We start from the raw sequence: 26,947 nt of genomic DNA, 5'->3' as shown, positions 1-26,947 counted from the left end.
GCAGACACACTGGTAACCCTAAACTTTAGCGTTAGGGTTTGGGTCGGCGTTCGGACCGTCCCATCGGCATCCGTCGTCGCGCCGCGGCAACCGCGAAGCGACGACACGTAACTCGAGGCGAGAGGCCTTCGACGTGGCAGCACCGCAGAACTACCTCGCAGTCATCAAGGTCATCGGTGTCGGCGGCGGTGGTGTCAATGCCATCAACCGAATGATCGAGGTCGGTCTCAAGGGCGTCGAGTTCATCGCCATCAACACTGATGCGCAAGCACTGTTGATGAGCGACGCCGACGTCAAGCTCGACGTCGGCCGCGAACTCACCCGAGGCCTCGGCGCCGGAGCGAATCCGGCAGTCGGTCGTAAGGCGGCAGAGGATCACCGCGAGGAGATCGAGGAGGTCCTCAAGGGGGCCGACATGGTCTTCGTCACCGCCGGCGAAGGCGGCGGCACCGGCACCGGCGGCGCACCCGTCGTCGCCAATATCGCGCGCACGCTCGGCGCCCTGACGATCGGTGTGGTCACCCGGCCGTTCACCTTCGAGGGCCGCCGTCGCGCCAACCAGGCGGAGGACGGAATCGCCGAACTCCGCGAAGAGGTCGACACCCTCATCGTCATCCCCAACGACCGGCTGCTGTCCATCTCGGACCGACAGGTCAGCGTGCTGGACGCGTTCAAGTCCGCGGACCAGGTACTGCTCTCCGGTGTCCAGGGGATCACCGACCTCATCACCACGCCCGGTCTGATCAACCTCGACTTCGCCGACGTCAAGTCCGTGATGTCCGAGGCCGGATCCGCGCTCATGGGCATCGGCTCGGCCCGCGGCGACGACCGCGCGGTGGCCGCTGCCGAGATGGCGATCTCCTCGCCGCTGCTCGAGGCGTCCATCGACGGCGCCCGAGGTGTGCTGCTCTCCATTTCCGGTGGCTCGGACCTCGGCCTCTTCGAGATCAACGAGGCCGCCCAGCTGGTCAGCGAAGCCGCGCACCCCGAGGCCAACATCATCTTCGGCGCGGTCATCGACGACGCTCTCGGCGACGAGGTACGGGTCACGGTCATCGCGGCCGGCTTCGACGGCGGACAGCCGCCGGCCCGCCGGGACAGGGACAACGTCCTCGGCGCCGGTGCGGGCAAGCGCGAGGAGCCGGCGACCTCGTCCCGTGGCACGGAGACCCAGCGTGCGGCCGGCGGACTCGGCACCGTACCGGCGCGCGATGAGCCCCTGGCCCCGGCCGAGCCCGCTCCCGTGGCGAACGACCTGAACTCCGGGTCCGCGCAGGTTCCGCCGGCCCGCCCGTACCAGGACAGCCAGGCCGAAGAGCTGGACGTTCCGGACTTCTTGAAGTGACAGTGCGGCACGACGCGATACACGCGAGCGGCGCGCACTTCGCCTTCACCGACAGGTGGGGCGGGGTGAGCGCCGTTCCGTACGACGAGCTCAACCTCGGCGGCGCGGTCGGCGACGACCCCGCGGCCGTACTGACCAACCGCAAGATCGCGGCGAAGTCGTTCGATCTCGACCCGGACCGGGTCGTCTGGATGAACCAGGTTCACGGCAAGGACGTCGCGGAGGTGGACGGGCCGTGGGCCGCCGGGCCGACTCCGCCGGTGGACGGTCTGGTCACCGCACGGCGCGGGCTGGCCCTCGCCGTACTGACCGCGGACTGCACCCCCGTACTGCTGGCCGACCCGGTCGCGGGTGTCGTGGCCGCCGCGCACGCGGGCCGTCCCGGGATGGTCGCGGGCATCGTGCCCGCAGCCGTCGAGGCGATGAAGACGCTGGGCGCGGAGCCTGCCCGCATCATCGCCCGTACCGGACCCGCCGTCTGCGGACGCTGCTACGAAGTTCCCGAGCAGATGCGGGCCGAAGTGGCCGCGGTCGAGCCGGCCGCCTGGTCCGAGACCAGCTGGGGCACCCCGGCCGTCGATGTCACCGCCGGAGTCCATGCCCAGCTCGAAGCGCTCGGCGTGGGGGACCGGCAGGCTTCGCCGGTCTGCACAATGGAATCGGGCGACCACTACTCGTACCGTCGCGACCGCACCACCGGGCGGCTCGCCGGATACGTCTGGCTGGACGGACAGGAATGACGGACAGGAATGACGGACGGCAATGACGGACCGTAAGAGCGAACTCGCCAGGGGGCTGGCGATGGTGGAGGAACGTATCGCCTCAGCCTGCGCGGCCGCCGGCCGTAAGCGGGAGGAGGTGACCCTCATCGTGGTCACCAAGACCTACCCCGCGAGCGATGTGCGGCTCCTGCATGAACTCGGCGTGCGCCATGTCGCCGAGAACCGTGACCAGGAGGCGGCCCCCAAGGCCGCGGCCTGCTCGGATCTGGACCTCATCTGGCACTTCGTCGGACAGTTGCAGACAAATAAGGTCCGTTCTGTGGCGGGATATGCCGATGTGGTGCAGTCCGTCGACCGTCTCAAGCTCGTCTCGTCGCTCTCCGTCGCAGCTGTACGGGCGGAGCGTGAGCTCGGCTGCCTGATCCAGGTCGCCCTCGACGCGGAATCGGGTGAGCGCGGGGAGCGGGGCGGTGTCGCGCCCGACGGAATAGAGGAGTTGGCCGCCGCGGTGGCCGAATCACCAGGGCTGCGGCTCGACGGACTGATGACCGTCGCGCCGCTCGCCGGACCGTACGCGGGACGGCAACAGGCGGCGTTCGAGCGGCTGGTGGAATTCTCATCCAGCCTGCGCGCCGGGCATCCGGCTGCGAACATGGTGTCAGCAGGGATGAGTGCGGACCTTGAAGAAGCCGTGGCAGTCGGAGCGACACATGTACGCGTCGGCACTGCGGTACTCGGAGTCCGACCCCGGCTCGGGTAGCGTCGCTAAGCAAGTCGGACCACAGCAGAAAATATGGTCATTCCCGCCACACAGCGGGCGGGCCGAGTGGATCGCGGGCACTTGGTCACGATGCCGATCCGATCCACCACAGAGCGGAGGACTCAGAGAATGGCCGGCGCGATGCGCAAGATGGCGGTCTACCTCGGCCTCGTGGAGGACGATGGCTACGACGGCCGGGGTTTCGATCCCGACGACGATTTCGAACCCGAGCCGGAGCCCGAGCGGGATCACCGGCGGCACCAGCCCCCGCACCAGGTGGAGCGGGAAGAGCCGGTGAGGATGGTGCAGCCGCCCGCGCAGCGCGAGCCGGTTCCGCTTCCCGCTGAAAGCGGACGTCCGGCACGAATCGCCCCCGTGGCATCCATCACACCTGAACGTCCGAGTCTGGAGAAGAACTCACCGGTGATCATGCCCAAGGTTGTGTCCGAGCGGGAGCCCTACCGCATCACTACGCTGCACCCGCGGACCTACAACGAGGCCCGTACCATCGGGGAACACTTCCGCGAGGGCACCCCGGTGATCATGAACCTCACGGAGATGGACGACACAGACGCGAAGCGACTTGTCGACTTTGCCGCGGGACTGGTATTCGGTTTGCATGGCAGCATTGAGCGGGTGACGCAGAAGGTGTTCCTGTTGTCGCCTGCTAACGTCGATGTCACGGCGGAGGACAAGGCCCGCATCGCAGAGGGCGGGTTCTTCAACCAGAGCTGAGAGACACGACACCGGAACGACCCGGCCGCAGGGCCGGATTATGAGAGCCAGGGGAGAGGGAAGCGCGGGATGGGCGTCGCACTACAGGTGGTCTACATCGCGCTGATGTGCTTCCTCATTGTGCTTATTTTCCGGCTGGTCATGGACTACGTCTTCCAGTTCGCCCGCTCATGGCAACCCGGCAAGGCGATGGTGGTCGTTCTGGAGGCCACCTACACTGTCACCGATCCACCGCTCAAGCTTTTGCGGCGGTTCATTCCGCCGCTGCGTCTCGGGGGCGTGGCACTCGACCTGTCCTTCTTCGTTCTGATGATCATCGTCTACATCCTGATCAGCATCGTGAACAACTTTGCGAGCAGCGTGTGAACGATACGGTCTTGCCGACTGCCGACGACTACGTAGAGGTGAAGAAGAGATGCCGCTGAGCCCCGAGGACGTGCGGAACAAGCAGTTCACGACCGTCCGCCTCCGAGAAGGCTATGACGAGGACGAGGTCGATGCCTTCCTCGACGAGGTCGAGTCCGAGCTGACCCGCCTGCTCCGTGAGAACGAGGACCTGCGCGCCAAGCTGGCCGCAGCGACCCGTGCGGCGGCGCAGAACCAGCAGCAGCAGGGCATGCGCAAGCCGCCGGAGCCGCAGGACGGCCGTGGACCGGGTGCGCCGGTGCCCGCCGCCATATCCGGACCGCCGGTCCAGCAGCAGCCCCCGCAGATGGGTCCGCCCCAGCTGCCCGGTGGTGCCCCGCAGCTGCCCGCCGGCCCCAGCCACGGTGGCCCGCAGGGTCCTGGCGGCCCGATGGGCCCCGGCCCGATGCAGGGCGGTCCCATGGGTGGCCCGATGGGCGGCCCCATGGGCGGTCACGGCCCGCAGATGCCGCAGCAGGGCCCCGGCGGCGACAGCGCCGCGCGCGTGCTCTCGCTGGCGCAGCAGACCGCCGACCAGGCGATCGCGGAGGCCCGTTCCGAGGCCAACAAGATCGTCGGCGAGGCGCGCAGCCGCGCCGAGGGCCTGGAGCGCGACGCCCGTGCCAAGGCCGATGCGCTGGAGCGGGACGCTCAGGAGAAGCACCGCGTCGCGATGGGCTCGCTGGAGTCCGCGCGTGCCACGCTGGAGCGCAAGGTCGAGGACCTGCGAGGCTTCGAGCGCGAGTACCGGACCCGGCTGAAGTCCTACCTGGAGAGCCAGCTGCGTCAGCTGGAGACCCAGGCGGACGACTCGCTGGCCCCGCCGCGGACTCCCGCGACCGCGTCGCTGCCGCCGTCCCCGTCGATGGCTCCGGCCGGTGCGGGTGCGATGGGTCACACCATGGGCGGCAACCCGTCGATGGGTCAGTCCATGGGACAGCCGATGGGTGGCAACCCGTCCATGGGCGGTGGCCCGTCCTACGGCGGCCAGCAGCAGATGTCGCCGGCGATGACCCAGCCGATGGCACCGGTGCGGCCGCAGGCGCCGCAGCCGATGCAGCAGGCGCCGTCGCCGATGCGCGGGTTCCTGATCGACGAGGACGACAACTGACGGCGGGTCGCGCGTATCGCGCGTAGCCGTCGGCAGGCTGAAGGGCCGGGCCCGGGACATGACGTCCCGGGCCCGGCCCTTTGTCGTGCCTGCGTGCGGCTCCGCCGCGTGTGGGGCTCCGCCCCAGCCCCCGCGCCTTGATCGTCGGCGGGGCTTGGTTCGGGGTTCTGTCCCGGGTCCTGCGTTTCGATCGTCGGCGGGGCTTGGTTCGGGGTTCTGTCCCGGGTCCTGCGCTTCGATCGTCGGCGGGGCTTGGTTCGGGGCTCCGCCCCGGGCCCGCGCTTTAATCGCCGGCGAGGCTGAATTGTCCGGTCGGTGGGGCTGGACTTTGCCGCCGGACGGGCGGGAAAGTCCAGCCCGTCCGGCGATTGAGGACACGCCTGAAGGGCGTCCGGGGCGGGGGGCCTGCCCCCCCGCGGCGGAGCCGCAATTCGGCACCGCGGATAAGGGGCGGGTAGGGGAACAGGCCCCCCGCAGGCGGAAGGCGTTACACCTTGCGTAGGCGGAACGTCAGGGACAGGCCCTCGTCCGTGAAGGGGTCGCCGAAGCCGGCGTCCGCCTCGTCCGGTGTGAAGCTCGTCGCCAGAACCTCGTCCGCGATCAGAGCCGCATGCTCCGTCAGGGCCTCCGTCGTGGACGCGTCCGTCGAGGACCAGCGCACCGCGATCCGGTCCGCCACGTCCAGGCCGCTGTTCTTGCGGGCCTCCTGGATCAGCCGGATCGCGTCACGGGCCAGGCCCGCCAGCCGCAGCTCCGGGGTGATCTCCAGGTCCAGCGCGACCGTCGCGCCCGAGTCCGAGGCCACCGACCAGCCCTCGCGCGGGGTCTCCGTGATGATGACCTCCTCCGGGGAGAGGGACACCGTCTCGCCGTCGACCTCGACCGTCGCCGTGCCCTCGCGCAGGGCCAGCGACAGTGCCGCGGCGTCCGCCTCGGCGACCGCCTTCGCCACCGCCTGGACGCCCTTGCCGAAGCGCTTGCCCAGCGCACGGAAGTTCGCCTTGGCCGTCGTGTCGACCAGGGAGCCGCCGACCTCGGAGAGGGAGGCCAGCGATGAGACGTTCAGCTCCTCCGTGATCTGGGCGTGCAGCTCGGGCGAGAGGGCCTCGAAGCCCGCCGCCGCCACCAGCGCGCGGGAGAGCGGCTGGCGGGTCTTCACACCCGACTCCGCACGTGTCGCGCGGCCCAGTTCCACCAGGCGGCGGACCAGCGCCATCTGGGAGGACAGGGTCGGGTCGATGGCGGCGAGGTCGGCCTCGGGCCAGGTCGAGAGGTGGACCGACTCCGGGGCGTCCGGTGTGACCGGGACGATCAGGTCCTGCCAGACCCGCTCCGTGATGAAGGGGGTGAGCGGGGCCATGAGGCGGGTCACCGTCTCGACGACATCGTGCAGGGTGCGCAGCGCCGCCTTGTCGCCCTGCCAGAAGCGGCGGCGTGATCGGCGTACGTACCAGTTGGACAGATCGTCGACGAACGAAGACAGAAGCTTGCCGGCGCGCTGGGTGTCGTACGACTCCAGGGACGAAGTGACCTGGTCCGCCAGCGCGTTGAGCTCACTCAGCAGCCAGCGGTCCAGGACCGAGCGCTCCGCCGGCGCCGGATCCGCCGCGGACGGCGCCCAGTTGGACGTACGGGCGTACAGCGCCTGGAAGGCCACCGTGTTCCAGTACGTCAGAAGGGTCTTGCGGACCACTTCCTGGATCGTGCCGTGGCCGACCCGGCGGGCGGCCCACGGGGAGCCGCCGGCCGCCATGAACCAGCGGACCGCGTCCGCGCCGTGCTGGTCCATCAGCGGGATGGGCTGAAGGATGTTCCCCAGGTGCTTGGACATCTTGCGGCCGTCCTCGGCGAGGATGTGGCCCAGGCAGACCACGTTCTCGTACGAGGACTTGTCGAAGACCAGCGTGCCCACGGCCATCAGCGTGTAGAACCAGCCGCGCGTCTGGTCGATGGCCTCCGAGATGAACTGCGCCGGGTAGCGCTTCTCGAAGAGCTCCTTGTTCTGGTACGGATAGCCCCACTGCGCGAACGGCATCGAACCCGAGTCGTACCAGGCGTCGATGACCTCGGGAACGCGCGTCGCGGTCTCCTGGCAGGTCGGGCACGGGAACGTGACGTCGTCGATGAAGGGACGGTGCGGGTCCAGCGCCGACTGGTCCGTGCCGGTCAGCTCGGTCAGCTCGGCGCGCGAGCCGACGCACGTGAGGTGGTTCTCCTCGCAGCGCCAGATCGGCAGTGGCGTCCCCCAGTAGCGGTTCCGCGACAGCGCCCAGTCGATGTTGTTGTTCAGCCAGTCGCCGTACCGGCCGTGCTTGACCGAGTCCGGGAACCAGTTGGTGTTCTCGTTCTCCTCGAGCAGCCGGTCCTTGACGGCGGTGGTGCGGATGTACCAGGACGGCTGCGCGTAGTAGAGCAGCGCGGTGTGGCAGCGCCAGCAGTGCGGATAGCTGTGCTCGTACGGGACGTGCCTGAAGAGCAGACCGCGGGACTGCAGATCGTCCACGAGGGTCTCGTCGGCCTTCTTGAAGAAGACGCCGCCGACCAGCGGGACGTCCTCCTCGAAGGTGCCGTCCGGGCGGACCGGATTCACGACCGGCAGGCCGTACGCGCGGCAGACCTTGAGGTCGTCCTCACCGAAGGCGGGGGACTGGTGGACCAGACCCGTACCATCCTCGGTCGTCACATACTCGGCATTGACGACGTAGTGCGCTTCCGAAGGGAACTCGACGAGAGCGAAGGGACGGTCGTACGTCCAGCGCTCCATCTCGGCACCCGTGAAGGACTGCCCGGTGGTCACCCAGCCCTCGCCCAGCGCCTTCTCGAGCAGCGGCTGCGCGACGACGAGCTTCTCCTCGCCGTTCGTCGCGACGACGTACGTGACATCGGGGTGCGCGGCGACGGCGGTGTTGGAGACCAGGGTCCAGGGAGTCGTCGTCCACACGAGGAGGGCCGCTTCGCCGGCCAGCGGGCCGGAAGTCAGCGGGAAGCGCACGAAGACGGACGGGTCCACGACCGTCTCGTAACCCTGCGCCAGCTCATGGTCCGAGAGGCCGGTGCCGCAGCGCGGGCACCAGGGGGCGACACGGTGGTCCTGGACCAGCAGGCCCTTGTTGAAGATCTCCTTCAGCGACCACCAGACCGACTCGATGTACGACGGGTCCATGGTGCGGTACGCGTCGTCGAGGTCGGTCCAGTAGCCCATGCGGGTCGTCAGCTCGGCGAACGCGTCCGTGTGCCGGGTCACCGACTCACGGCACTTGTCGTTGAACTCCGCGATGCCGTACGCCTCGATGTCCTTCTTGCCGGAGAAGCCGAGCTCCTTCTCGACGGCGAGCTCGACCGGCAGACCGTGGCAGTCCCAGCCGGCCTTGCGGGCGACGTGGTAGCCGCGCATGGTGCGGAAGCGCGGGAAGACGTCCTTGAAGACGCGGGCCTCGATGTGGTGCGCGCCGGGCATGCCGTTGGCGGTCGGCGGCCCCTCGTAGAACACCCACTCGGGGCGGCCCTCGGACTGCTCGAGGCTCTTGGCGAAGATCTTGCTCTCGCGCCAGAAGTCGAGCACGGCGTGCTCCAGCGCGGGCAGATCGACCTGGGCGGGCACCGGGCGGTACTGGGGTGGTGTCATCGACGAGCTCCTCCAACGGACAGGGTCTGTTCCGTCGGAGGGACGAGAGCGCGAGCTCCCGCGGTACCACCCTCCTTGGCCCCCGGCCGTGGCCGGTGAGCCCCCTCATTGGGGTCGCGATGCCGGGTCTAGTCACCCGCGGTCGTGCTGCGGACTTTCTTCCGACGGCTCAGGGGTGATCCTTCACCTCGTGCTCGCCCCCGGGCTCTCACCGTCCCCGGGTCGCTCATGGCTGCGTACGAAGTTACTCGTCCCCATCCACGCCTTTCGCTCCGCCCAGTGTACGGGCCCGTACGGCGGGGGGCCGACCGCATTTCCCCGGGTCTTCTCCCGGCTCGCCGGCGGCCGCGCGGTTGACCCGAATGGCCATACGGGGGCCGGCGGACTCCGGCTCCGCCCGGCCGGCGGATTACCGGCCGGGGAGCTGGGCACAACGGATGCAGGTTCGTCTTGCCCCGGCCGGGGCGGGCCGGACCGGCGGCGTGCTCCGTTTGCCGCGGAGCTGGGGTCGATTTATCGTCCCAGCACGATTCGCGCGCAAGATCCCAGTATGTGAAGGGGCCGCGGCCATGGTGGCGAAGAAGACTGCCGAGAAGTCGGCGTCCGCACGATCCACCGCCGCTGAGGCGGCGGCCAAGCACACGAGCGGGAAGAACAACGCCGTCGCGAGGAAGGCCGCGGCAGGTACCGGTGAGGGGGCCGCGAAGAAGACCGTGGCCGCGAAGAAGACCGCGACGGCGGAGAAAGCGGTGACGAAGAAGGCGTCGGCGGGTAAGGCACCCGCCAAGGAGGCGCCCGCGGAGAAGACGACGTCGGCGAAGAAGGCGACCGGGAAGAAAGCCGCGGCCGGGAAAGCGTCCGCCAGGAAGACGTCCGCCAAGAAGACGTCTGCGAAGAAGACCACCCCCAGCAAGACGACTGCGAAGAAGGCGACTGCCGTGCAGGAGACGGCCGCATCGGTGCCTCAGACAGCGCCGGCGAAGAAGGCACCTGCGAAGAAAGCCGCGGCCAGGAAGGCGGCGCCCGCCGGGGCGACCGCCAAGAAGGCCGCCAAGAAGGCCGCACCTGCGGCCAAGGGGGCGGCCCAGGCCGCCGAGCAGACAGGAGCCAGAACGGTGGGAGCGAAGAAGACCGCGGGTGCGGCATCAGCTGCCGGCAAGAGCGCGACAGCGATGCCCACGGCCCGTACAGCGGCCGCGACACCGCCGGAGGAGCTCGCCGTACGGCCCGGCGAGGACCCGTGGACCCCGGAAGAGGTCGCCGAGGCGCGCGCCGAGCTGGAGAGCGAGGTGACTCGGCTGAACAGTGAGCTCACCTCCTCGGAGGCGGCGCTGGCCGGGCTGATGCGGGACTCCGGGGACGGTGCGGGCGACGACGACGCCGACACCGGCACAAAGAACATCACGCGCGAGCACGAGATGTCGCTCGCCGCCAACGCCCGGGAGATGCTGGAGCAGACCGAGCGGGCCCTGCTACGGCTCGACGCGGGGACGTACGGGCTCTGCGAGATCTGCGGCAAGCCGATCGGAAAGGCCCGTATGCAGGCGTTCCCACGCGCCACGCTCTGCGTGGAGGACAAGCAGAAGCAGGAGCGGCGGGGCTGACCGCGGGCTGAGACTGCGCATGTGTGTGCCGTACCCTCGTGCTCAGTCAGGCACCTAGGTTGAGGGACTCACGTGGCAGAGGCGGAGCGCATCATCGGTACGCCAGATGTTGACGACGAGGCTGCGGCGCCCGCCGAGCAGCCCAAGAGCAGCCGCAAGATCGCTGTGCTGTTCGGCGTGGCGGTCGTGGCCTACCTGATCGACCTCGTCAGCAAGATGCTCGTGGTGGCCAAGCTGGAGCACCACGAGCCGATCAAGATCATCGGCGATCTGCTGAAGCTCGCGGCGATCCGGAACCCCGGCGCGGCCTTCGGCATGGGCGAGGCCTTCACCGTGATCTTCACCTGCATCGCGGCGACGGTGATCATCGTGATCGCCCGGCTGGCGCGCAAGCTCTACAGCCTGCCCTGGGCGATCGCCCTCGGGTTGCTGCTGGGCGGTGCGCTCGGCAATCTCACCGACCGGATCTTCCGTGCGCCGGGCGTCTTCAAGGGCGCGGTCGTCGACTTCATCGCGCCCGCGCACTTCGCCGTCTTCAACCTCGCCGACTCCGCGATCGTCTGCGGCGGCTTCCTGATTGTGATCCTGTCCTTCAGGGGGCTGGACCCCGACGGGACAGTCCACAAGGACTGACAAGGCATACTCGTCGGGTGAGTACAGTTCCCGAGATCCGCACCCTGCCCGTACCCGATGGCCTTGAGGGCGAGCGCGTCGACGCCGCCATTTCCCGGATGTTCGGGTTCTCCCGTACGAAGGCGGCCGAACTGGCAGCTGCCGGGAAGGTGCAGGTCGACGGTTCGGTCGTCGCAAAGTCCGAGCGTGTGCACGGCGGCGCGTGGCTCGAGGTGGAGATGCCTCAGGCGCCCGCGCCGGTGCAGATCGTGGCCGAGCCGGTCGAGGGCATGGAGATCGTGCACGACGACGACGACATCGTCGTGATCGTGAAGCCGGTGGGCGTGGCCGCGCATCCGAGCCCGGGCTGGACCGGGACGACGGTGATCGGCGGTCTTGCGGCGGCCGGGTACCGGATCTCGACGTCGGGTGCGGCGGAGCGGCAGGGGATCGTGCACCGGCTGGACGTCGGCACGTCCGGGCTGATGGTCGTCGCCAAGTCGGAGCGGGCGTACACCCTGCTGAAGGCGCAGTTCCGGGACCGGGTCGTGGACAAGCGGTACCACGCGCTGGTGCAGGGGCACCCGGACCCGATGAGCGGGACGATCGACGCGCCGATCGGCCGGCACCCGAACCACGACTACAAGTGGGCGGTCACGGCGGAGGGCAAGCCGTCGGTGACGCACTACGACCTGATCGAGGCGTACCGGGCGGCGTCGCTGCTGGACATCAAGCTGGAGACGGGGCGTACGCACCAGATCCGGGTGCACATGGCGGCGCACAAGCACCCCTGCGTGGGCGATCTGACCTACGGCGCGGACCCGACGCTGGCGAAGCGGCTGGGACTGGGCAGGCAGTGGCTGCACGCGGTGCGGCTCGGCTTCGAGCACCCGTCGGACGGGCAGTGGGTCGAGTTCGGGAGCACGTACCCGGACGATCTGCAGGAGGCGCTGGACAAGATCGCGGCGGAGAGTGCGTGAGCGTTTTCCTGGTGCGGGAGGCGGTCGGCCCGGCCGACCGTGAGGCCTGCTTCGCGGTCCGGAAAGAGGTCTTCGTCGTCGAGCAGGGGGTGCCGGAGGAGATCGAGTACGACGCGTTCGACGCGGAGGACGCGGCCACCGTGCATGTCCTCGCGGTCGGCGCGGACGGGGTCTCGCTGGGCACGGGCCGCCTGCTGCACGGCCCGGCCGCGGCGGGCAGGACCGGCGGCGACGATTCGGTGGGCTCGCTGGGCCGGCTCGCGGTGAACAAGGCGGCGCGGGGACTCGGCGTGGGCGTGGCGCTGGTGCGGGGCATCGAGGAGGCGGCGCGGGAGCGCGGGCTGGCGTCGGTGGACCTGCATGCGCAGACGCAGGCGGTGGGGTTCTACGAGCGGCTGGGGTACGTGGCGTACGGGGCGGAGTTCTTGGACGCGGGGATCGGGCATCGGGCGATGCGGCGGGCGCTGTAGCTGAGGCCGGGGGGTTGCTCCCCTGACCCGCCCTTCCCGGTGTATCGATGCGCGGCTTCGCCGCTGGTGGGGGCAGAATCCTCTGGGCGCCCCGCCCCTCAGCGCGGCAGGCCCCAGCGCGTCCAGGTGCCCAGCGGTGGGACCTCTCTCGGTGGGGACGGGTGCGTGCCCTTCGTTGTGATCACCGCCGTTGCGTGGCGCGGGAGTTGGCTGGCTGCGCGAGTCGGTGTGAGGGCCCGCCAGGGCAGGGGACAGTCGTGTTCGTCGCGGACCGAGAGCATGCCCTTCATTCCGTGGTCCACCACCAGCGGAGCGCCCGATTCGCTGTGGATGCGGATCCAGCGGGTCGCGCCGGCCGCACGGTCCGCGTCGATCAGGAACGCACCTTGGGTGCGGAGGTTCGCGATCGAGGCGTCGGGCCGGCGCGTGGAGACCGACGGGAAGACCTTGACCACGCCCTCGTGGCTCTGGACCACCATGTCCAGCACGGACTGTGCGCCGGTCAGCGGGCTCTCCAGGGCGAAGTTATTGCCCTCGCGGTACATGGTGTTGACCGTCATCCGGCAGTTGTCGACGATGCCCAGGTCGGCGAAGAAGGTCAGCGAGTCCAACGCCTTCTCCGGGGCGTCCATCACCGAGTACATCGAGGACGCGACCGCGTAGCTGTAGCCGTGCCAGCGCTGCTGCATGCTCACCCAGTGGTCCACGCTGCGCCGCATCACGTCCCGGTCGCCCGCACGGTCCCAGCTCCTTTCGCGCAGCGGACAGAGCCACAGCAGATGGGAGTGGTGCCGGTGCGAGTCGGCGAGCGGGACGTCCTTGTCGATCATGACTCCGGCCGCCGGATCCTCCGCGTACGGCGTCAGACGCGCCGCGATGTCGCGCCGGCGCGGCGCGCGCGGATCGTCGATGTGCAGCAGCCGGGCCGACTCCAGCAGTGTGCGTACGCCCCAGCGGATGAGGGAGAGATCGTACGTACAGTCCGCGGCGTCCGCGTACTCGGGCGAGCGGGTCTTCAGCAGATGGAGCCGGCCGTCGCCGCCCTCGTGGCACGCTTGAAGCCTTGATCGCTGAGGTTTCGAGCCGCCGGAGGGCGCACCGTGGATCAATTGGCGCTGCTGTTCGTGCTGTTGCTCGGGGCCGTGGTGACAGTGCCGCTGGGGGAGCGGCTCCGGCTGCCCGCGCCCGTGCTGATGACGGTCGGCGGGATCGTCCTGGCGTTCTTGCCCTTTGTGCCGAATGTCGAACTGCCGCCGGAGTTCATCCTGCCGCTGTTGTTGCCGCCGCTGCTGTACGCGGCCGTACAGCGCACCTCCTGGCGGCAGTTCACGGCCAACATCCGGCCGATCCTGCTGCTCGCGGTCGCGCTGGTGTTTGTCACGATGGCGGCGGTGGCGGCTGTCGCCCATGCGATCGTGCCCGGGTTGCCGATCGCCGCGGCGTTCGCGCTCGGCGCGCTGGTGGCGCCGCCCGATCCGGTCGCGGCGACCGCGGTCGCCGGGTCGCTCGGGCTGCCGCGGCGGCTGATCTCCATCCTCGAGGGGGAGGGGCTGTTCAACGACGTCACGGCGATCGTGCTCTACCACGTGGCGATCGCGGCGGCGGTGAGCGGAACGTTCTCATGGCCGGACGCGGCGGGGGATTTGGTGCTGTCAGCCGTGGTGGCCGTCGCGGTCGGGCTCGGGCTCGGCTGGCTCTCCAACAAGCTGATGAGCATGCTCGGCGACGCCACACTGCAGATCGGCCTGTCGCTGATGGTGCCGTTCGTCAGCTATGTGCTCGCGGAGGAGCTGAAGGGGTCGGGCGTGCTCGCCGTCCTGACCACCGCGCTCTTCCTCGCCGAGCACGCCGCCGACGCCGACGATGTGATGGGGCGGCTGGCCGGCACCACGTTCTGGCAGATCGTCGACACGCTGGTGACCGGGGTCGCGTTCGGCCTCATCGGCCTCGAACTGCACAACGTCTTCGGCACGGCGGACGGGCGCGAGGTGCAGATTCTGGGCTGGAGCGCCGCGATCATCGGGGTCGTCGTGGCCGTACGGCTGCTGTGGCTGATGCCCGCGACGTGGCTCGCCAAGCGCCTGCACAAGCTGCGGGACTACGACGAGGAGATCCCCGTGAGCTGGCGGGAGACCGTCATCATGTGGTGGTCGGGGATGCGCGGCGTGGCATCGGTCGCGCTGGCGCTCGCCATTCCGCGGAAGACGGACAGCGGGGCGGACTTTCCGGCGCGGGACGAGATCATCTTCATCGCGTTCGCGGTCATCCTGGCCACGCTCGTTCTCCAGGGGCTGACGCTGCCCTGGCTGGTACGGCGGCTCGGTGTACGCGCGGACGCGGACGCAGAGCGGGAACTGGAGCGGAGCCTGGCCCGCCGCGCGGCGAAGGCGGCGAAGCACCGGCTGCGGGAGATCGAGGCGGTGGAGGAACTGCCGGAGGACATCAGCGATCGGCTGCTGCGCGGGGCGTACGACATGGGGGCGAGGATCAGCCCGGACATCGTCGACGACGAGCGGCGCGAGTGGTTCGCGAAGCGGGAGGAACGCCTCAGGACAGTGCAGCGGATCCAGCGGGAGATGATGTCGGCGGCGCGCCACGAGGTGCTCTCGGCCCGCAACGAACCGGGCGCGAACCCGGAGGTGGTGGACCGGGTCCTGCGACACCTGGACGTACGCAGCATGCGGTGACGGGGTGGTCGCGGCTTGCGGCTCGCGGTGCGTGGTGCGTGGCGGCGCGGCGGGAGCCTTGTGGCGACCGGACGTCAGCCCCGGCCCGTCCGCGGCTGCGCTTCCCCGTCGTGGTCTCCGTCGCCCTGCTCGGGCAGGTCCACACCTGGTGCGGGCTCCGCGCCCGCCGACCACGATCCGTCCGGCGGCGGCACACCCGGCGACGTCGCGATCCGCGGCAGCGCGTACGGATGCTTCTCGGACAGCCACGCGATCATCTGCTCCCGTACGGCACACCGTGCCGTCCAGATGTCGTCGGCGTCCTTGGCCGTGACCACCGCCCGTACCTGCATCGTGGTGGGCGTGGTGTCCGTCACCGCCAGGCTCCAGTCCCGGCCGTCCCACGCCGCGCACTCCCGCAGGATGTCGTGCAGCTTCTCGCGCATCAGGGCGACCGGCGCCGAGTGGTCCAGATGGAAGAAGACCGTTCCGGTCATCTGCGCCCCGCCGCGCGACCAGTTCTCGAAGGGCTTGCTGGTGAAGTACGACACCGGCATGGTGATCCGCCGCTCGTCCCAGGTCCGCACCGCCAGGAACGTCAGCGTGACCTCCTCGATCACACCCCACTCGCCGTCCACGACCACCGTGTCGCCGATCCGCACCATGTCGCCGAAAGCGATCTGGAAACCGGCGAAGAGATTGCCGAGCGTGGACTGCGCGGCGACACCGGCGACTATGCCGATGATGCCCGCGGAGGCCAGCATCGAGGCGCCGACCTTCTCCATACCGGGGAAGGTCAGCAGCATCGCGGCGACCGCCACCACCACGACGACCGCGATGACGATCCGCATGATCAGCGTGACCTGCGTTCGCACCCGCCGTACCCGGGCCGGATCGCGGGTCGACGACGCGTAGCGGGCGTACGAGGACTCCACGGCGGCGGAGACCATCCGTACCACCAGCCAGGCGCCGGCACTGATCAGCACCAGCGACAGAGCATGTCCGATGCCGGCCTCGTACTCCTCGATGAGCTGCCACTTCGTCTCGCGGTAGGTCCCTCTCAGCAGGGCGGTGAGCAGGACGACCTGGAGGGGCAGCCGGCAGCGGCGCAGCAGCCCCCACAGGGGGGTCTCGGGGTGGCGGGCGTCCACGCGGCGCAGCAGCAGGTCGACGACCCAGCCGAGCAGCAGGGTGAGCACGACCGAGCCACCGACCACGGTCAACGGGCGCAATGCGTTCTCCATGACTCCGATTGACTCCGATTGATTCCGACAGCGACTGGCAGGATGGCCGAATGAACATCATGCTCTTTCATTCGGTCTACGGTCTGCGTCCGGCCGTGCACGCGGCAGCCGAGCGGCTGCGCGCCGCCGGACACCAGGTTCGCGTGCCCGACCTCTTCGAGGGACAAACCGTCGAGACCGTCGAGGAGGGCAGGGAGCTCAAGGACAAGATCGGCCAGGAGGAGTTGCTGCGCCGCGCGATCCTGGCCGCCGCGCCCCATTCCGACGAGGGGCTGGTGTACGCGGGCTTCTCGCTCGGTGGCTCGATCGCGCAGAACCTCGCGCTGGGTGACGAGAAGGCCCGCGGGCTGCTGCTGATGCACGGCACGTCCGACATCGCGGAGGGTGCGAGCGTGGACGAGCTGCCCGTACAGCTGCATGTCGCGGACCCCGATCCGTTCGAGCCGCACGACTGGCTGAGCGCCTGGTATCTGCAGATGCAGCGGGCGGGTGCGGATGTGGAGATCTACCGCTATCCGGGGGCCGGGCATCTGTACACCGACCCCGATCTGCCGGACTACGACGAGGAGTCGGCCGAACGGACCTGGCGGATCGCGCTGGGATTCCTGGAGACGCTCCAGCAGGACCAGTGAGCGGCTGCCCGCCGCGGGTGCGGCGGGCAGCCTGGTGTCAGCCCGCCCGGTAGGCGGTCCAGCTGTCCTTCATCCGCTGCACCTGACCCGCGGTGAACTGGTACATGCACGGGTCGTAGGTGTAATCCATGAAGTTGTGGATCGGGTCCACACCGGTTTTGTTGGTGCAGCTGTCACGGCCGGTCGGGCAGGCGGTCGCGGCGGTCTTCTCGGCCGGGGTGTCCGAGACGTAGTCGCCGCTGCCGGTGCAGCCGCCCTGGAAGGTGTGGTAAAGCCCCATCCAGTGGCCGATTTCGTGGGTGGCGGTGTCGCCCTCGTTGTAGTTGGTCGCGGAACCGCCCGGCAGCGAGGTGTCGAGGACCACCACACCGTCGTCGGACGGGTCGGAGGCATACGAGGACGGGAAGGTGGCCCAGCCGAGCAGGCCGTCACCGAGGCTGGCGGTGTAGAAGTTGAGCGCGCCGGCGCCGCCCTTGCGCAGCTGCGACTTCATGGCTGTCTCGGCGGAGGAGCCCGGCTGGATGCCGTTGTACCAGGTGGCGTTGTCCGTGTAGTCCGTGCCGGCCAGCGTGAACTGGAAGCTCGAGTTGGTGTTGCCGGTGCCCTGGCCTGCGTAGGCCGCGTTGAGGACCGAGATCTGCTTGGAGATGTCGGTGGCGGTGAGCTTGCCGGTCGAACCGCTGTGGATGACGTGGAAGTAGACCGGGATGGTGGTCGCGGCGGCGACCGACAGTCTGCGGCCGTCGGTCCGGGCCGCCTCGACTCTCTTCTTCAGATCCGCGTCCATGGCCTTGGCCTTGGCGGCGGTGACCTCATTGGGCTCGTGGGCCTGGACGCCGCCGACGGGGCGGGCCTTGCGGGCGGCGGCGCTCGTGCCGGCGTCCTCGGCGCACTCGTCGGAGGCGTTGGACACCTTGGAGACGGCCTTGGCGGCGGGTGCCTTGGTGGCGGCGATCCCCGTGGGGGCGGAGAGCGGCGAGAGGGCCAGGGTTCCGGCCATGATTGCTGTACCGAGTACGCGGTTGCGCAAACGCGGCGATATTCGGGCAAGAGTCCGCACGGTGTCTCCTCGCGTGGGGGTGGGGGAGTGGCCTTTTTCTGGCCACCGCGGGGAGATTACGGGTGCATGACAGGGCTTGATGAGAGGCGATCAAGCCCAATCAACCCGCGTAGAACTGCGGACAACCGGGATAAACGCCCGCGCCCTCTTCGGGCGTTGAGATCCTCACGTAACAAGTGGGGCTACAGAGACGGGTGCTGTGTCCGCTTTCAAGCCACGGATCACACCACCCGTCGTCTCGATGTGATCACTGGTTAACACATCGCGGAGTGGCTGGAATTCGCCGTCAGCGCACCGGCTGATTCACCCGCTCGACCTTCTGCGTCCCACTGAGCGTCCGGTAGGAGCGAGCCCACTTCGAGGTCGCGTCCTGCTTCGTCTTGTCGGACAGCACGTAGTAGTCCATCTGTGAGCGCTCGGCGGTGACATCGAGGACGCCGTAGCCGTGGTTGTCCATGTCGATCCACTTCACATGGCGGTTGGCCGCCTTGACCGCCGCGGAGGCGATGAGCGAGACCGAGCCGGGAGCGACATGGAGGATGTCGTCCAGGTTGTCGGAGGTCACCGACGTCACCACGAATTCGGTCGCGGCGGACTCCGAGAAGGGATACGTCGCGGCCTTGACCGGGACGTTGTTGGCCCAGGCCATATGGATGTCGCCGGTGAGGAAGACAGTGTTCTCGATGCCGCGCTGCGTCAGATGCGCGAGCAGTTCCTTGCGGTCGTCCGTGTAGCCGTCCCACTGGTCGACGTTGACCGCGAGGCCCTCCTTGGGCAGGCCGAGCAACTCCGCTATCGGCTTCAGCAGATGGGCCGGTACGGAGCCGAAGTCGACTGGCGAGATCATCACCGAGGTGCCGACCAGCTTCCATGCCGCGTCGGATCCGGTCAGGCCGGACTTCAGCCAGTCCAGCTGGGCGCGGCCGGTGATCGTACGCTCCGGGTCGTCCACGCTGCCGTTGCCGACCGTCGTCTGCTGCGAGCGGAAGGACCGCAGATCGAGCAGGTGAAGATCGGCGAGCTTGCCGAAGCGCAGCCGACGGTAGACGGTGCCCTCGGTGGAGGCACGTACGGGCATCCACTCGAAGTAGGCCTGGCGTGCGGCGGTGGCGCGGGCCGCCCACTCGCCCTCGGTGCCCGGGGTGTGGTTCTCCGCGCCGCCCGACCATGCGTCGTTCGCGAACTCGTGGTCGTCCCAGATCGCGATCACCGGATGAGCGGCGTGCAGCGTCTGCAGGTCGGTGTCCGTCTTGTACGTGGCGTGGCGGGTGCGGTAATCGGCGAGCGTGGTGATCTCGTTCTTCGGCGAGTGCTGCCGTACGACGCACTTCGGCTCCGGGTAGCCGCCGGTGGCGTACTCGTAGATGTAGTCGCCGAGATGGAGGATCGCGTCGAGGTCGGCACGGGCGGCCAGATGCCGGTACGCGGAGAAGTAACCGGACTCCCAGTTGGCGCAGGAGACCACACCGAAGCGGACACCGGGTGTGGCGGCGTCGGTGGCCGGGGCGGTGCGGGTGCGGCCGACGGGGGAGAGGACGGTACCGGCGGTGAAGCGGAAGTAATAGGCGGTCGCCTGGCGCAGGCCCCTTACGTCAACCTTGACGGTGTGGTCGGAGGCGGCCTGCGAGGTGGTGGTGCCGCGGGCGACGACACGGGTGAATCCCTTGTCCTCGGCGACCTCCCAACCCACCGCGGTGTCCGGGCCCTTGCCCGAGCCGGGCACGGCATCGGGGGTGGGCGTGATGCGTGTCCACAGCAGCACGCCGTCGGGCAGCGGGTCGCCGGAGGCCAGGCCGTGCAGGAAGGCGGGAGCCTCCTGGGCGGAGGCGGCGTTTGCGGAGGTGGCGGCCGCGAGGGCGGGAGCGGCGACGACAGCGGTGGCGGCGGCGGCCTTGACGACCGTGCGGCGGCTGGGAGTTGAGGAGAGTCGACTGGTCACGGCCGATCAGACTACTGATCGGTAAGGCGAATGGGTGACCGAATGGGGAAAGTTCGCCGGGTGATGGGGAACGGTCTACCGGGGTGTTGCTTGTGGGTCGGGTGGGGGTGTGGTGGTAACCGGGCGGAACCGGGCGAAGGGGGTGTTCCCCCCACCTCGCCCCTTCCCTGAACTGAGGGCGAGCCCCTCCGAAAGAGGTGGGGTGTGGGGGTTGACGCCCCCACACCCCACGCTCGCTCCGTCAGGCCGTCAGGCCGTCAGGCCGTCAGGCGGTCAGGCGGTCAGCGCCTTGGTGATCGCCGCGTTGAACTGTTCCACCGTCATCGGCGCGTTCTTGCTCCCCTGCGCCGTGACCGTCTTGCCGTCCATCTTCAGCGTCGGCGTGCCCGTGACCCCGCTCTTGTTGAACGCGTCCGTCATCTTCATCGCCCAGCCGTCGAACGTCCCGTCCTCCACGTTCTTCTTGAACTCGCTGTTGCCCTTCAGCGCCGGCACGGTGTCCGCGATCTCAAGCAGATACGAGTCCTTGGAGAACTTGTCGTCCGTCTCGTTCGGGTGGAACTTCGCCGAGTACAGTGCGGTCTTGTACTCGGCGAACGCCTCCGGGCTCACATTCAGCGCCGCGCCCAGCGCGCTCAGCGCGTTCTTCGAGCCCTGGCCGTTGATGGACTTCGCGCCGTCGATGAACGTGGCGCCGATGTACTTGATCTTGTACTTGCCGGCGTCGACGTCCTTCTTCACCGTCGCGCCCACCGTCTGCTCGAAGCTCGCGCAGACCGGGCAGCGCGAGTCCTCGTACAGCTCCAGGGTCTTCTTGGCGGTCGGCTTGCCGATGACGACGGTCGTCCCGTTCTCGCCCTCGGTGTTCTTCGGCGCGGTGACGTTCTTCTCGTCCTTCACCGACTCCCAGTGGGTCGGCTTGTTGGCCTGCATGATCGCGTAACCGATGCCGCCCGCGATCGCGAGGACCACGACAGTCGAACCGATGACGATCAGCTGCCGCCGGGTCTTGTCCTTCTTGGCCTGGCGCTCACGCTCCTGGCGCAGCCGCTCGCGGGCCGCCGCCTTGTTGGCCTGGCTGTTGCGTGCACTCATGCTGATTCACTCCGTGTGATGTCGTATCAGGAGATACGGAAAATGGGGACTGCGGGCTCAACCGAAAACTGCGGCCGAGCGCGGCGGTCCCCGCCGTCCGACGGAGTGCACCAGCAGACAGGTGGGGGAGGTACGGGGCCGACGGGGCGCGGGGCGCGCTCCGCGGCCCACGGAACGATGGGCCGTGCCCACCGCGATGACCGCGAGCAGCAGCGGCCGGAACGCGAACGCGCCGACCGCCCGCACCAGTTGGGCCAGCGCCGACTCGCCGCGCCGCAGCCAGGCCGCGGCGAGCAGCCCGAGCGACACATGCGCGGCGAGCAGCAGCCAGGGCAGGGCCGGGTCCGTGGAGTGCAGCAGAGCGGCCGCGCCCCGCTCGGGGACGGCCACCCCGGGAAGCGCCGTGCCGACACCGCCGCCGCACAGCACATCGAAGCCGACCGAGCGCAGCGAACCGGCGACCGGTCCGCCGCCGGGGCCGTAACAGACGTCCTGGCCGGTGGTGAAGACGGTGTCGGCGGCCAGCTCCAGCGGAACGAGCAGGCCCGCGATCCGCCAGAAGCCGCGCTCCCGACCCGACAGTGCGTACGCCACGGCGAAGACACCGGCCGCGAGTCCGGCGACGGTCGTCAGCGGAAGCGGTACCCGCGACAGCAGGACATGGGAGGCAGCGGACAGCGTCACGACCAGTGCCGTGAAGATCGCTGCCCGCAGCCCCCTGAGCCGCGCCTCGCTCGTGTCCATCACCGGGGAGTGTCCCATGCGTCTCTGTAAGCGATACCTAAGGATCCCGCCTGGCCCCCGGCCGGATCCCGCCTGGCTCCGGCCCGGCTCCGGCCGACCCTAGAGACCCGGAATCCTTCCGTTACGGAAGAGGTCCACGAAGATCTGGTGGTCCGCCCGCGCCTGCGCACCGTAGCTGTGCGCGAACTCCACCAACAGCTCGCCGAAGCTGTCCTCGTCGGCCGCGATCGCCGCGTCGATGGCCCGCTCCGTGGAGAACGGCACCAACGAGTGACCGCTCTCGTAGTCCGCCGCGCCGTGCATCGTGGCCGTCGCCCGGCCGAGGTCGGCGACGACCGCCGCGATCTCCTCCGGATCGTCGATGTCCGACCAGTCCAGATCCACCGCGTACGGCGAGACCTCGGCCACCAGCTGGCCCGAGCCGTCCAACTCGGTCCAGCCCAGCCACGGGTCGGCGTGGTCCTGAAGCGCGCGCTGCGAGATCACCGTGCGATGACCCTCGTGCTGGAAGTACTCACGCACGGCGGCGTCGGTGATGTGCCGGGAGACCGCCGGGGTCTGCGCCTGCTTCATATAGATCACGACATCGTTCTCGAGGGCGTCGCTGTTGCCCTCGAGCAGGATGTTGTACGAGGGCAGGCCGGCCGAGCCGATGCCGATGCCACGCCGTCCCACGACGTCCTTGACCCGGTACGAGTCGGGCCTGGTCAGGCTGGACTCGGGCAGGGTCTCCAGATAGCCGTCGAAGGCGGCGAGCACCTTGTAGCGGGTGGCCGCGTCCAGCTCGATGGAGCCGCCGCCGGGCGCGAAACGCCGCTCGAAGTCACGGATCTCGGTCATCGAGTCCAGCAGCGAGAAGCGGGTGAGCGAGCGGGCGTCGCGCAGCGCCTCGAGGAGCGGGCCCTCGGCGGTGTCCAGCGTGAAGGGCGGCACCTCGTCGTTCTTGGCGCCGGTTGCCAGGGCGTGGATGCGCTCGCGGTAGGCCGCGGCGTAGACCCGCACCAGCTCGGTGATCTGCTCGTCGCTGAGCGCCTTGGTGTAGCCGATCAGCGCCAGCGAGGCGGACAGCCGCTTCAGGTCCCAGGTGAAGGGGCCGACATACGCCTCGTCGAAGTCATTGACGTTGAAGATCAGCCGGCCGTTGGCGTCCATGTACGTGCCGAAGTTCTCGGCGTGCAGATCGCCGTGGATCCACACCCGGCCGGTGCGGTCGTCGAGGAACGGCCCGCCGTGCTGCTCCCGCTCCAGGTCGTTGTAGAACAGGCAGGCCGTGCCCCGGTAGAAGGCGAAGGCCGAGGCGGCCATCTTCCGGAACTTCACCCGGAACGCGGCCGGGTCGGCGGCCAGAAGCTCGCCGAACGCGGTGTCGAAAACGGTGAGAATCTGCTCGCCGCGCTCTTCAGCTGTGACCTCGGCGGGTCGCGGTACCGACATCGCTGGGTGCCTCCTGGTGCATGACAAACGGGGCGGGCAGTTCCGCCCCTTCAACGGACGAAGGTACTCGGGAGTGCCCGCCGACTGTCAGCGCGGAGACGTAGACTTCCACGCTGTCCCCCCAGACTGCCCGCAGCCTGTCGCCCACCGTTCTCCGGAGGCATTCCGCCGTGACCAAGCCGCCTTTCACGCACCTTCACGTCCACACCCAGTACTCCCTGCTGGACGGTGCCGCGCGGCTCAAGGACATGTTCGATGCCTGCAACGAGATGGGCATGTCGCACATCGCCATGACCGACCATGGCAACCTCCACGGCGCGTACGACTTCTTCCATCAGGCCAAGAAGGCGGGCGTCACACCGATCATCGGCATCGAGGCGTACGTCGCCCCCGAGTCCCGGCGGAACAAGCGGAAGATCCAGTGGGGCCAGCCGCACCAGAAGCGGGACGACGTCTCCGGTTCCGGTGGCTACACCCACAAGACGATCTGGGCGGCCAACAAGACCGGTCTGCACAACCTCTTCCGGCTCTCCTCCGACGCGTACGCCGAGGGCTGGCTGCAGAAGTGGCCGCGGATGGACAAGGAGACCATCGCCCAGTGGTCGGAGGGGCTCATCGCCTCCACCGGCTGCCCCTCCGGCGAGCTCCAGACGCGGCTGCGCCTCGGCCAGTTCGACGAGGCGCTCAAGGCGGCCTCCGAGTACCAGGACATCTTCGGCAAGGACAAGTACTTCCTGGAGCTGATGGACCACGGCATCGAGATCGAGCGCCGGGTCCGCGACGGGCTCCTGGAGATCGGCAAGAAGCTCGGCATCCCGCCGATCGTCACCAACGACTCGCACTACACCTACGCGCACGAGGCCGGCGCCCATGACGCCCTGCTCTGCATCCAGACCGGCAAGAACCTCTCCGACCCGGACCGCTTCCGTTTCGACGGCACCGGCTACTACCTGAAGTCCACGGACGAGATGTACGCAGTGGACTCCTCGGACGCCTGGCAGGAGGGGTGCGCCAACACCCTCCTGGTCGCGCAGCAGATCGACACCGAGGGCTGGTTCGAAGAGCGCAACCTGATGCCGAAGTTCGAGGTGCCCGAGGGCTACACCGAGGTGACCTGGTTCCGCGAGGAGACCATGCGCGGCATGGCCCGGCGCTACCCCGACGGCATCCCGGACGACCGGCTCAAGCAGGTCGAGTACGAGATGGGCATCATCATCGACATGGGCTTCCCGGGGTACTTCCTCGTGGTCGCCGACTTCATCATGTGGGCCAAGAACAACGGCATCGCCGTGGGCCCGGGCCGAGGCTCCGCGGCCGGCTCGATCGTCGCGTACGCCATGGGCATCACCGACCTCGACCCGATCGAGCACGGCCTGATCTTCGAGCGTTTCCTCAACCCCGAGCGCATCTCCATGCCCGATGTCGACATCGACTTCGACGAGCGCCGGCGCGGTGAGGTGATCAGGTACGTCACCGAGAAGTACGGCGCCGACAAGGTCGCCATGATCGGTACGTACGGCAAGATCAAGGCGAAGAACGCCATCAAGGACTCCGCGCGGGTGCTCGGCTACCCGTACGCGATGGGTGACCGGCTCACCAAGGCGATGCCCGCCGACGTCCTCGGCAAGGGCATCGACCTCAACGGCATCACCGACCCGAAGCACCCGCGCTTCAGCGAGGCCGGCGAGATCCGCGGGATGTACGAGAACGAGCCGGACGTGAAGAAGGTCATCGACACCGCCAAGGGCGTCGAGGGCCTGGTCCGGCAGATGGGCGTGCACGCGGCCGGCGTGATCATGTCCAGCGAGACGATCACCGACCATGTCCCGGTCTGGGTCAGGCACACCGACGGCGTGACCATCACGCAGTGGGACTACCCGAGCTGTGAGTCGCTCGGCCTGCTGAAGATGGACTTCCTGGGCCTGCGGAACCTGACCATCATGGACGACGCCGTCAAGATGGTGAAGGCGAACAAGGGCGTCGAGCTCGACCTGCTCGCTCTCCCGCTGGACGACCCCACGACGTACGAACTGCTCTGCCGCGGTGACACGCTCGGCGTCTTCCAGTTCGACGGCGGCCCGATGCGTTCGCTGCTGCGGCTGATGAAGCCCGACAACTTCGAGGACATTTCCGCCGTTTCGGCCCTGTACCGGCCGGGCCCGATGGGCATGAACTCCCATACGAACTACGCGCTGCGCAAGAACGGGCAGCAGGAGATCACGCCGATCCACCCGGAGCTGGAGGAGCCGCTCAAGGAGGTCCTCGGCCTCACCTACGGCCTGATCGTCTATCAGGAGCAGGTGCAGAAGGCCGCCCAGATCATCGCGGGGTACTCACTCGGCGAGGCCGACATCCTCCGCCGCGTGATGGGCAAGAAGAAGGCCGACGAGCTGGCGAAGAACTTCGTCCTCTTCCAGGCCGGCGCCAAGAAGAACGGCTTCAGCGACCAGGCCATCCAGGCGCTGTGGGACGTGCTGGTCCCCTTCGCCGGATACGCCTTCAACAAGGCGCACTCCTCCGCGTACGGGCTGGTCACCTACTGGACCGCATATCTCAAGGCCAACTACCCGGCCGAGTACATGGCCGCGCTGCTCACCTCGGTCAAGGACGACAAGGACAAGTCCGCCGTCTATCTGAACGAGTGCCGCCGCATGGGCATCAAGGTGCTGCCGCCCAATGTGAACGAGTCGCAGTCCAACTTCGCGGCCCAGGGCGACGATGTGATCCTTTTCGGTCTCTCCGCCGTGCGGAACGTCGGCACGAACGTCGTCGACTCGATCATCCGCTGCCGTAAGTCGAAGGGGAAGTACGCGACCTTCCCGGACTTCCTCGACAAGGTCGAGGCGGTCGTGTGCAACAAGCGGACCGTCGAATCGCTCATCAAGGCCGGCGCCTTCGATGAGATGGGCCACACCCGCAAGGGTCTGGTCGCGCACCACGAGCCGATGATCGACAACGTGGTCGCGGTCAAGCGCAAGGAGGCCGAGGGCCAGTTCGACCTCTTCGGCGGGATGGGCGAGGAGGACAGCACCGAGCCGGGCTTCGGGCTCGACGTCGAGTTCTCCGACATCGAATGGGACAAGTCGTATCTGCTCGCCCAGGAGCGCGAGATGCTCGGTCTCTACGTCTCCGACCATCCGCTCTTCGGTATCGAGCACGTCCTGAGCGACAAGACGGACGCCGCGATCTCCCAGCTCACCGGAGGTGAACATGCGGACGGGGCGGTCGTCACCATCGGTGGCATCATCTCCGGCCTGCAGCGGAAGATGACCAAGCAGGGCAACGCCTGGGCGATCGCCACCGTCGAGGACCTGGCCGGCTCCATCGAGTGCATGTTCTTCCCGGCGACGTACCAACTGGTGTCGACCCAGCTCGTCGAGGACACCGTGGTGTTCGTCAAGGGACGGCTCGACAAGCGCGAGGACATCCCGCGCCTCGTCGCCATGGAAATGCAGGTTCCCGACATCTCCTCGGCAGGCACCAACGCCCCGGTGGTCGTCACCATCCCGACGGTGAAGGTCACCCCGCCGATGATCAGCAGGCTCGGTGAGATCCTCAGCCACCACAAGGGCAACACCGAGGTGAGGATCAAGCTGCAGGGCCCCCGCAAGACCACGGTGCTCCGGCTCGACCGGCACCGCGTCCAGCCGGACCCGGCTCTCTTCGGCGATCTGAAGGTGCTGCTCGGCCCGTCCTGCCTGGCCGGCTAGGGCCCGTCTCCTCGTGAGCCGCAAGCCGGTGGACCCGTAGGTCCGTCGGCCCGT

Annotated in this window: 21 protein-coding genes; 13 read left to right on the top strand and 8 right to left on the bottom strand. The window is 68.7% G+C overall.

All coding sequences use genetic code 11. From position 1 onward, the window contains the following. The first annotated feature begins 133 nt into the window (after window positions 1–133). The 6 genes from ftsZ to OG735_RS11330 all read left to right on the top strand — a co-directional run bounded on the left by ftsZ (window position 134) and on the right by OG735_RS11330 (window position 5,078). The gene (ftsZ, locus tag OG735_RS11355) at window positions 134–1,345 is read left to right on the top strand and encodes a cell division protein FtsZ (RefSeq protein ID WP_327323020.1); all 1,212 of its coding nucleotides are present in this window, start codon (window positions 134–136) and stop codon (window positions 1,343–1,345) included. Further along, window positions 1,342–2,085, top strand: a complete 744-nt coding sequence (gene pgeF, locus OG735_RS11350; protein ID WP_327323019.1) for a peptidoglycan editing factor PgeF — start codon at window positions 1,342–1,344, stop codon at window positions 2,083–2,085. Before ftsZ ends, pgeF begins: the two co-directional genes overlap by 4 nt. A gap of 22 nt (window positions 2,086–2,107) precedes the next feature. Next, window positions 2,108–2,827, top strand: coding sequence for a YggS family pyridoxal phosphate-dependent enzyme (locus OG735_RS11345; protein WP_327323018.1), 720 nt, complete (start codon window positions 2,108–2,110; stop codon window positions 2,825–2,827). A 129-nt stretch (window positions 2,828–2,956) separates the two neighbouring features. Further along, window positions 2,957–3,562, top strand: coding sequence for a cell division protein SepF (locus OG735_RS11340; RefSeq protein ID WP_326649338.1), 606 nt, complete (start codon window positions 2,957–2,959; stop codon window positions 3,560–3,562). Window positions 3,563–3,631: 69 nt separating this feature from the next. After that, complete coding sequence (locus tag OG735_RS11335; RefSeq protein ID WP_108148184.1) at window positions 3,632–3,928, top strand: YggT family protein; 297 nt, start codon at window positions 3,632–3,634, stop codon at window positions 3,926–3,928. A 49-nt stretch (window positions 3,929–3,977) separates the two neighbouring features. Next, complete coding sequence (locus OG735_RS11330; protein WP_327323017.1) at window positions 3,978–5,078, top strand: DivIVA domain-containing protein; 1,101 nt, start codon at window positions 3,978–3,980, stop codon at window positions 5,076–5,078. Between the two features lie 487 nt (window positions 5,079–5,565). Here the strand turns inward: OG735_RS11330 and ileS are convergent, their stop codons facing one another. Next, on the bottom strand, window positions 5,566–8,703 hold the full coding sequence (gene ileS, locus OG735_RS11325) for an isoleucine--tRNA ligase (RefSeq protein WP_327323016.1): 3,138 nt from the start codon (window positions 8,701–8,703) through the stop codon (window positions 5,566–5,568). Window positions 8,704–9,272: 569 nt separating this feature from the next. On the opposite strand from ileS, the gene OG735_RS11320 reads away from it, so the two are divergent. The 4 genes from OG735_RS11320 to OG735_RS11305 all read left to right on the top strand — a co-directional run bounded on the left by OG735_RS11320 (window position 9,273) and on the right by OG735_RS11305 (window position 12,369). Next, the gene (locus OG735_RS11320) at window positions 9,273–10,307 is read left to right on the top strand and encodes a TraR/DksA family transcriptional regulator (protein WP_327323015.1); all 1,035 of its coding nucleotides are present in this window, start codon (window positions 9,273–9,275) and stop codon (window positions 10,305–10,307) included. Between the two features lie 72 nt (window positions 10,308–10,379). After that, window positions 10,380–10,940, top strand: coding sequence for a signal peptidase II (gene lspA / locus OG735_RS11315; protein WP_327323014.1), 561 nt, complete (start codon window positions 10,380–10,382; stop codon window positions 10,938–10,940). A gap of 17 nt (window positions 10,941–10,957) precedes the next feature. Beyond that, window positions 10,958–11,899, top strand: coding sequence for an RluA family pseudouridine synthase (locus tag OG735_RS11310; protein WP_327323013.1), 942 nt, complete (start codon window positions 10,958–10,960; stop codon window positions 11,897–11,899). Further along, a complete protein-coding gene (locus OG735_RS11305; RefSeq protein ID WP_327323012.1) occupies window positions 11,896–12,369 on the top strand; it encodes a GNAT family N-acetyltransferase in 474 nt (157 codons plus the stop codon). The genes OG735_RS11310 and OG735_RS11305 overlap by 4 nt, the downstream gene beginning before the upstream one ends. A gap of 98 nt (window positions 12,370–12,467) precedes the next feature. Here the strand turns inward: OG735_RS11305 and OG735_RS11300 are convergent, their stop codons facing one another. Next, entirely contained in the window at window positions 12,468–13,478 is a 1,011-nt protein-coding gene (locus OG735_RS11300) for a glycosyl hydrolase family 95 catalytic domain-containing protein (protein WP_327323011.1), read from the bottom strand. Here OG735_RS11300 and OG735_RS11295 point away from each other — a divergent pair. Continuing rightward, window positions 13,470–15,056 carry a Na+/H+ antiporter gene (locus tag OG735_RS11295; RefSeq protein WP_327323010.1) on the top strand — a complete coding sequence of 529 codons (1,587 nt, stop codon included), beginning with the start codon at window positions 13,470–13,472 and terminating at the stop codon, window positions 15,054–15,056. The genes OG735_RS11300 and OG735_RS11295 overlap by 9 nt on opposite strands. Before the next feature lie 74 nt (window positions 15,057–15,130). Here the strand turns inward: OG735_RS11295 and OG735_RS11290 are convergent, their stop codons facing one another. After that, window positions 15,131–16,279, bottom strand: coding sequence for a mechanosensitive ion channel family protein (locus OG735_RS11290; protein WP_327323009.1), 1,149 nt, complete (start codon window positions 16,277–16,279; stop codon window positions 15,131–15,133). A 50-nt stretch (window positions 16,280–16,329) separates the two neighbouring features. Here OG735_RS11290 and OG735_RS11285 point away from each other — a divergent pair, with 50 nt between their 5' ends. Beyond that, complete coding sequence (locus tag OG735_RS11285; protein ID WP_327323008.1) at window positions 16,330–16,911, top strand: dienelactone hydrolase family protein; 582 nt, start codon at window positions 16,330–16,332, stop codon at window positions 16,909–16,911. Between the two features lie 37 nt (window positions 16,912–16,948). Here the strand turns inward: OG735_RS11285 and OG735_RS11280 are convergent, their stop codons facing one another. The 5 genes from OG735_RS11280 to OG735_RS11260 all read right to left on the bottom strand — a co-directional run bounded on the left by OG735_RS11280 (window position 16,949) and on the right by OG735_RS11260 (window position 23,183). Further along, window positions 16,949–17,971 (bottom strand): zinc metalloprotease, encoded by a 1,023-nt coding sequence (locus OG735_RS11280; protein ID WP_327323007.1) that lies wholly within the window; start codon window positions 17,969–17,971, stop codon window positions 16,949–16,951. Window positions 17,972–18,257: 286 nt separating this feature from the next. Further along, window positions 18,258–19,910: an alkaline phosphatase D family protein gene (locus OG735_RS11275; RefSeq protein WP_327323006.1), complete on the bottom strand. Its 1,653-nt coding sequence runs from the start codon at window positions 19,908–19,910 to the stop codon at window positions 18,258–18,260. 273 nt (window positions 19,911–20,183) lie between these two features. Continuing rightward, complete coding sequence (locus tag OG735_RS11270; protein ID WP_327323005.1) at window positions 20,184–21,005, bottom strand: DsbA family protein; 822 nt, start codon at window positions 21,003–21,005, stop codon at window positions 20,184–20,186. 57 nt (window positions 21,006–21,062) lie between these two features. Beyond that, window positions 21,063–21,749 carry a hypothetical protein gene (locus OG735_RS11265; protein ID WP_327323004.1) on the bottom strand — a complete coding sequence of 229 codons (687 nt, stop codon included), beginning with the start codon at window positions 21,747–21,749 and terminating at the stop codon, window positions 21,063–21,065. Window positions 21,750–21,848: 99 nt separating this feature from the next. Next, window positions 21,849–23,183 (bottom strand): DUF2252 domain-containing protein, encoded by a 1,335-nt coding sequence (locus OG735_RS11260; protein WP_327323003.1) that lies wholly within the window; start codon window positions 23,181–23,183, stop codon window positions 21,849–21,851. Between the two features lie 170 nt (window positions 23,184–23,353). On the opposite strand from OG735_RS11260, the gene dnaE reads away from it, so the two are divergent. Then, window positions 23,354–26,893, top strand: coding sequence for a DNA polymerase III subunit alpha (gene dnaE, locus OG735_RS11255; protein WP_327323002.1), 3,540 nt, complete (start codon window positions 23,354–23,356; stop codon window positions 26,891–26,893). The last annotated feature ends 54 nt before the right edge of the window (window positions 26,894–26,947 follow it).

Source organism: Streptomyces sp. NBC_01210 (assembly GCF_036010325.1).
Taxonomy (GTDB): domain Bacteria; phylum Actinomycetota; class Actinomycetes; order Streptomycetales; family Streptomycetaceae; genus Streptomyces.
The sequence above is the reverse complement of the archived record's forward strand: the minus strand, read 5'-3'. Positions and strand labels throughout refer to the sequence as shown.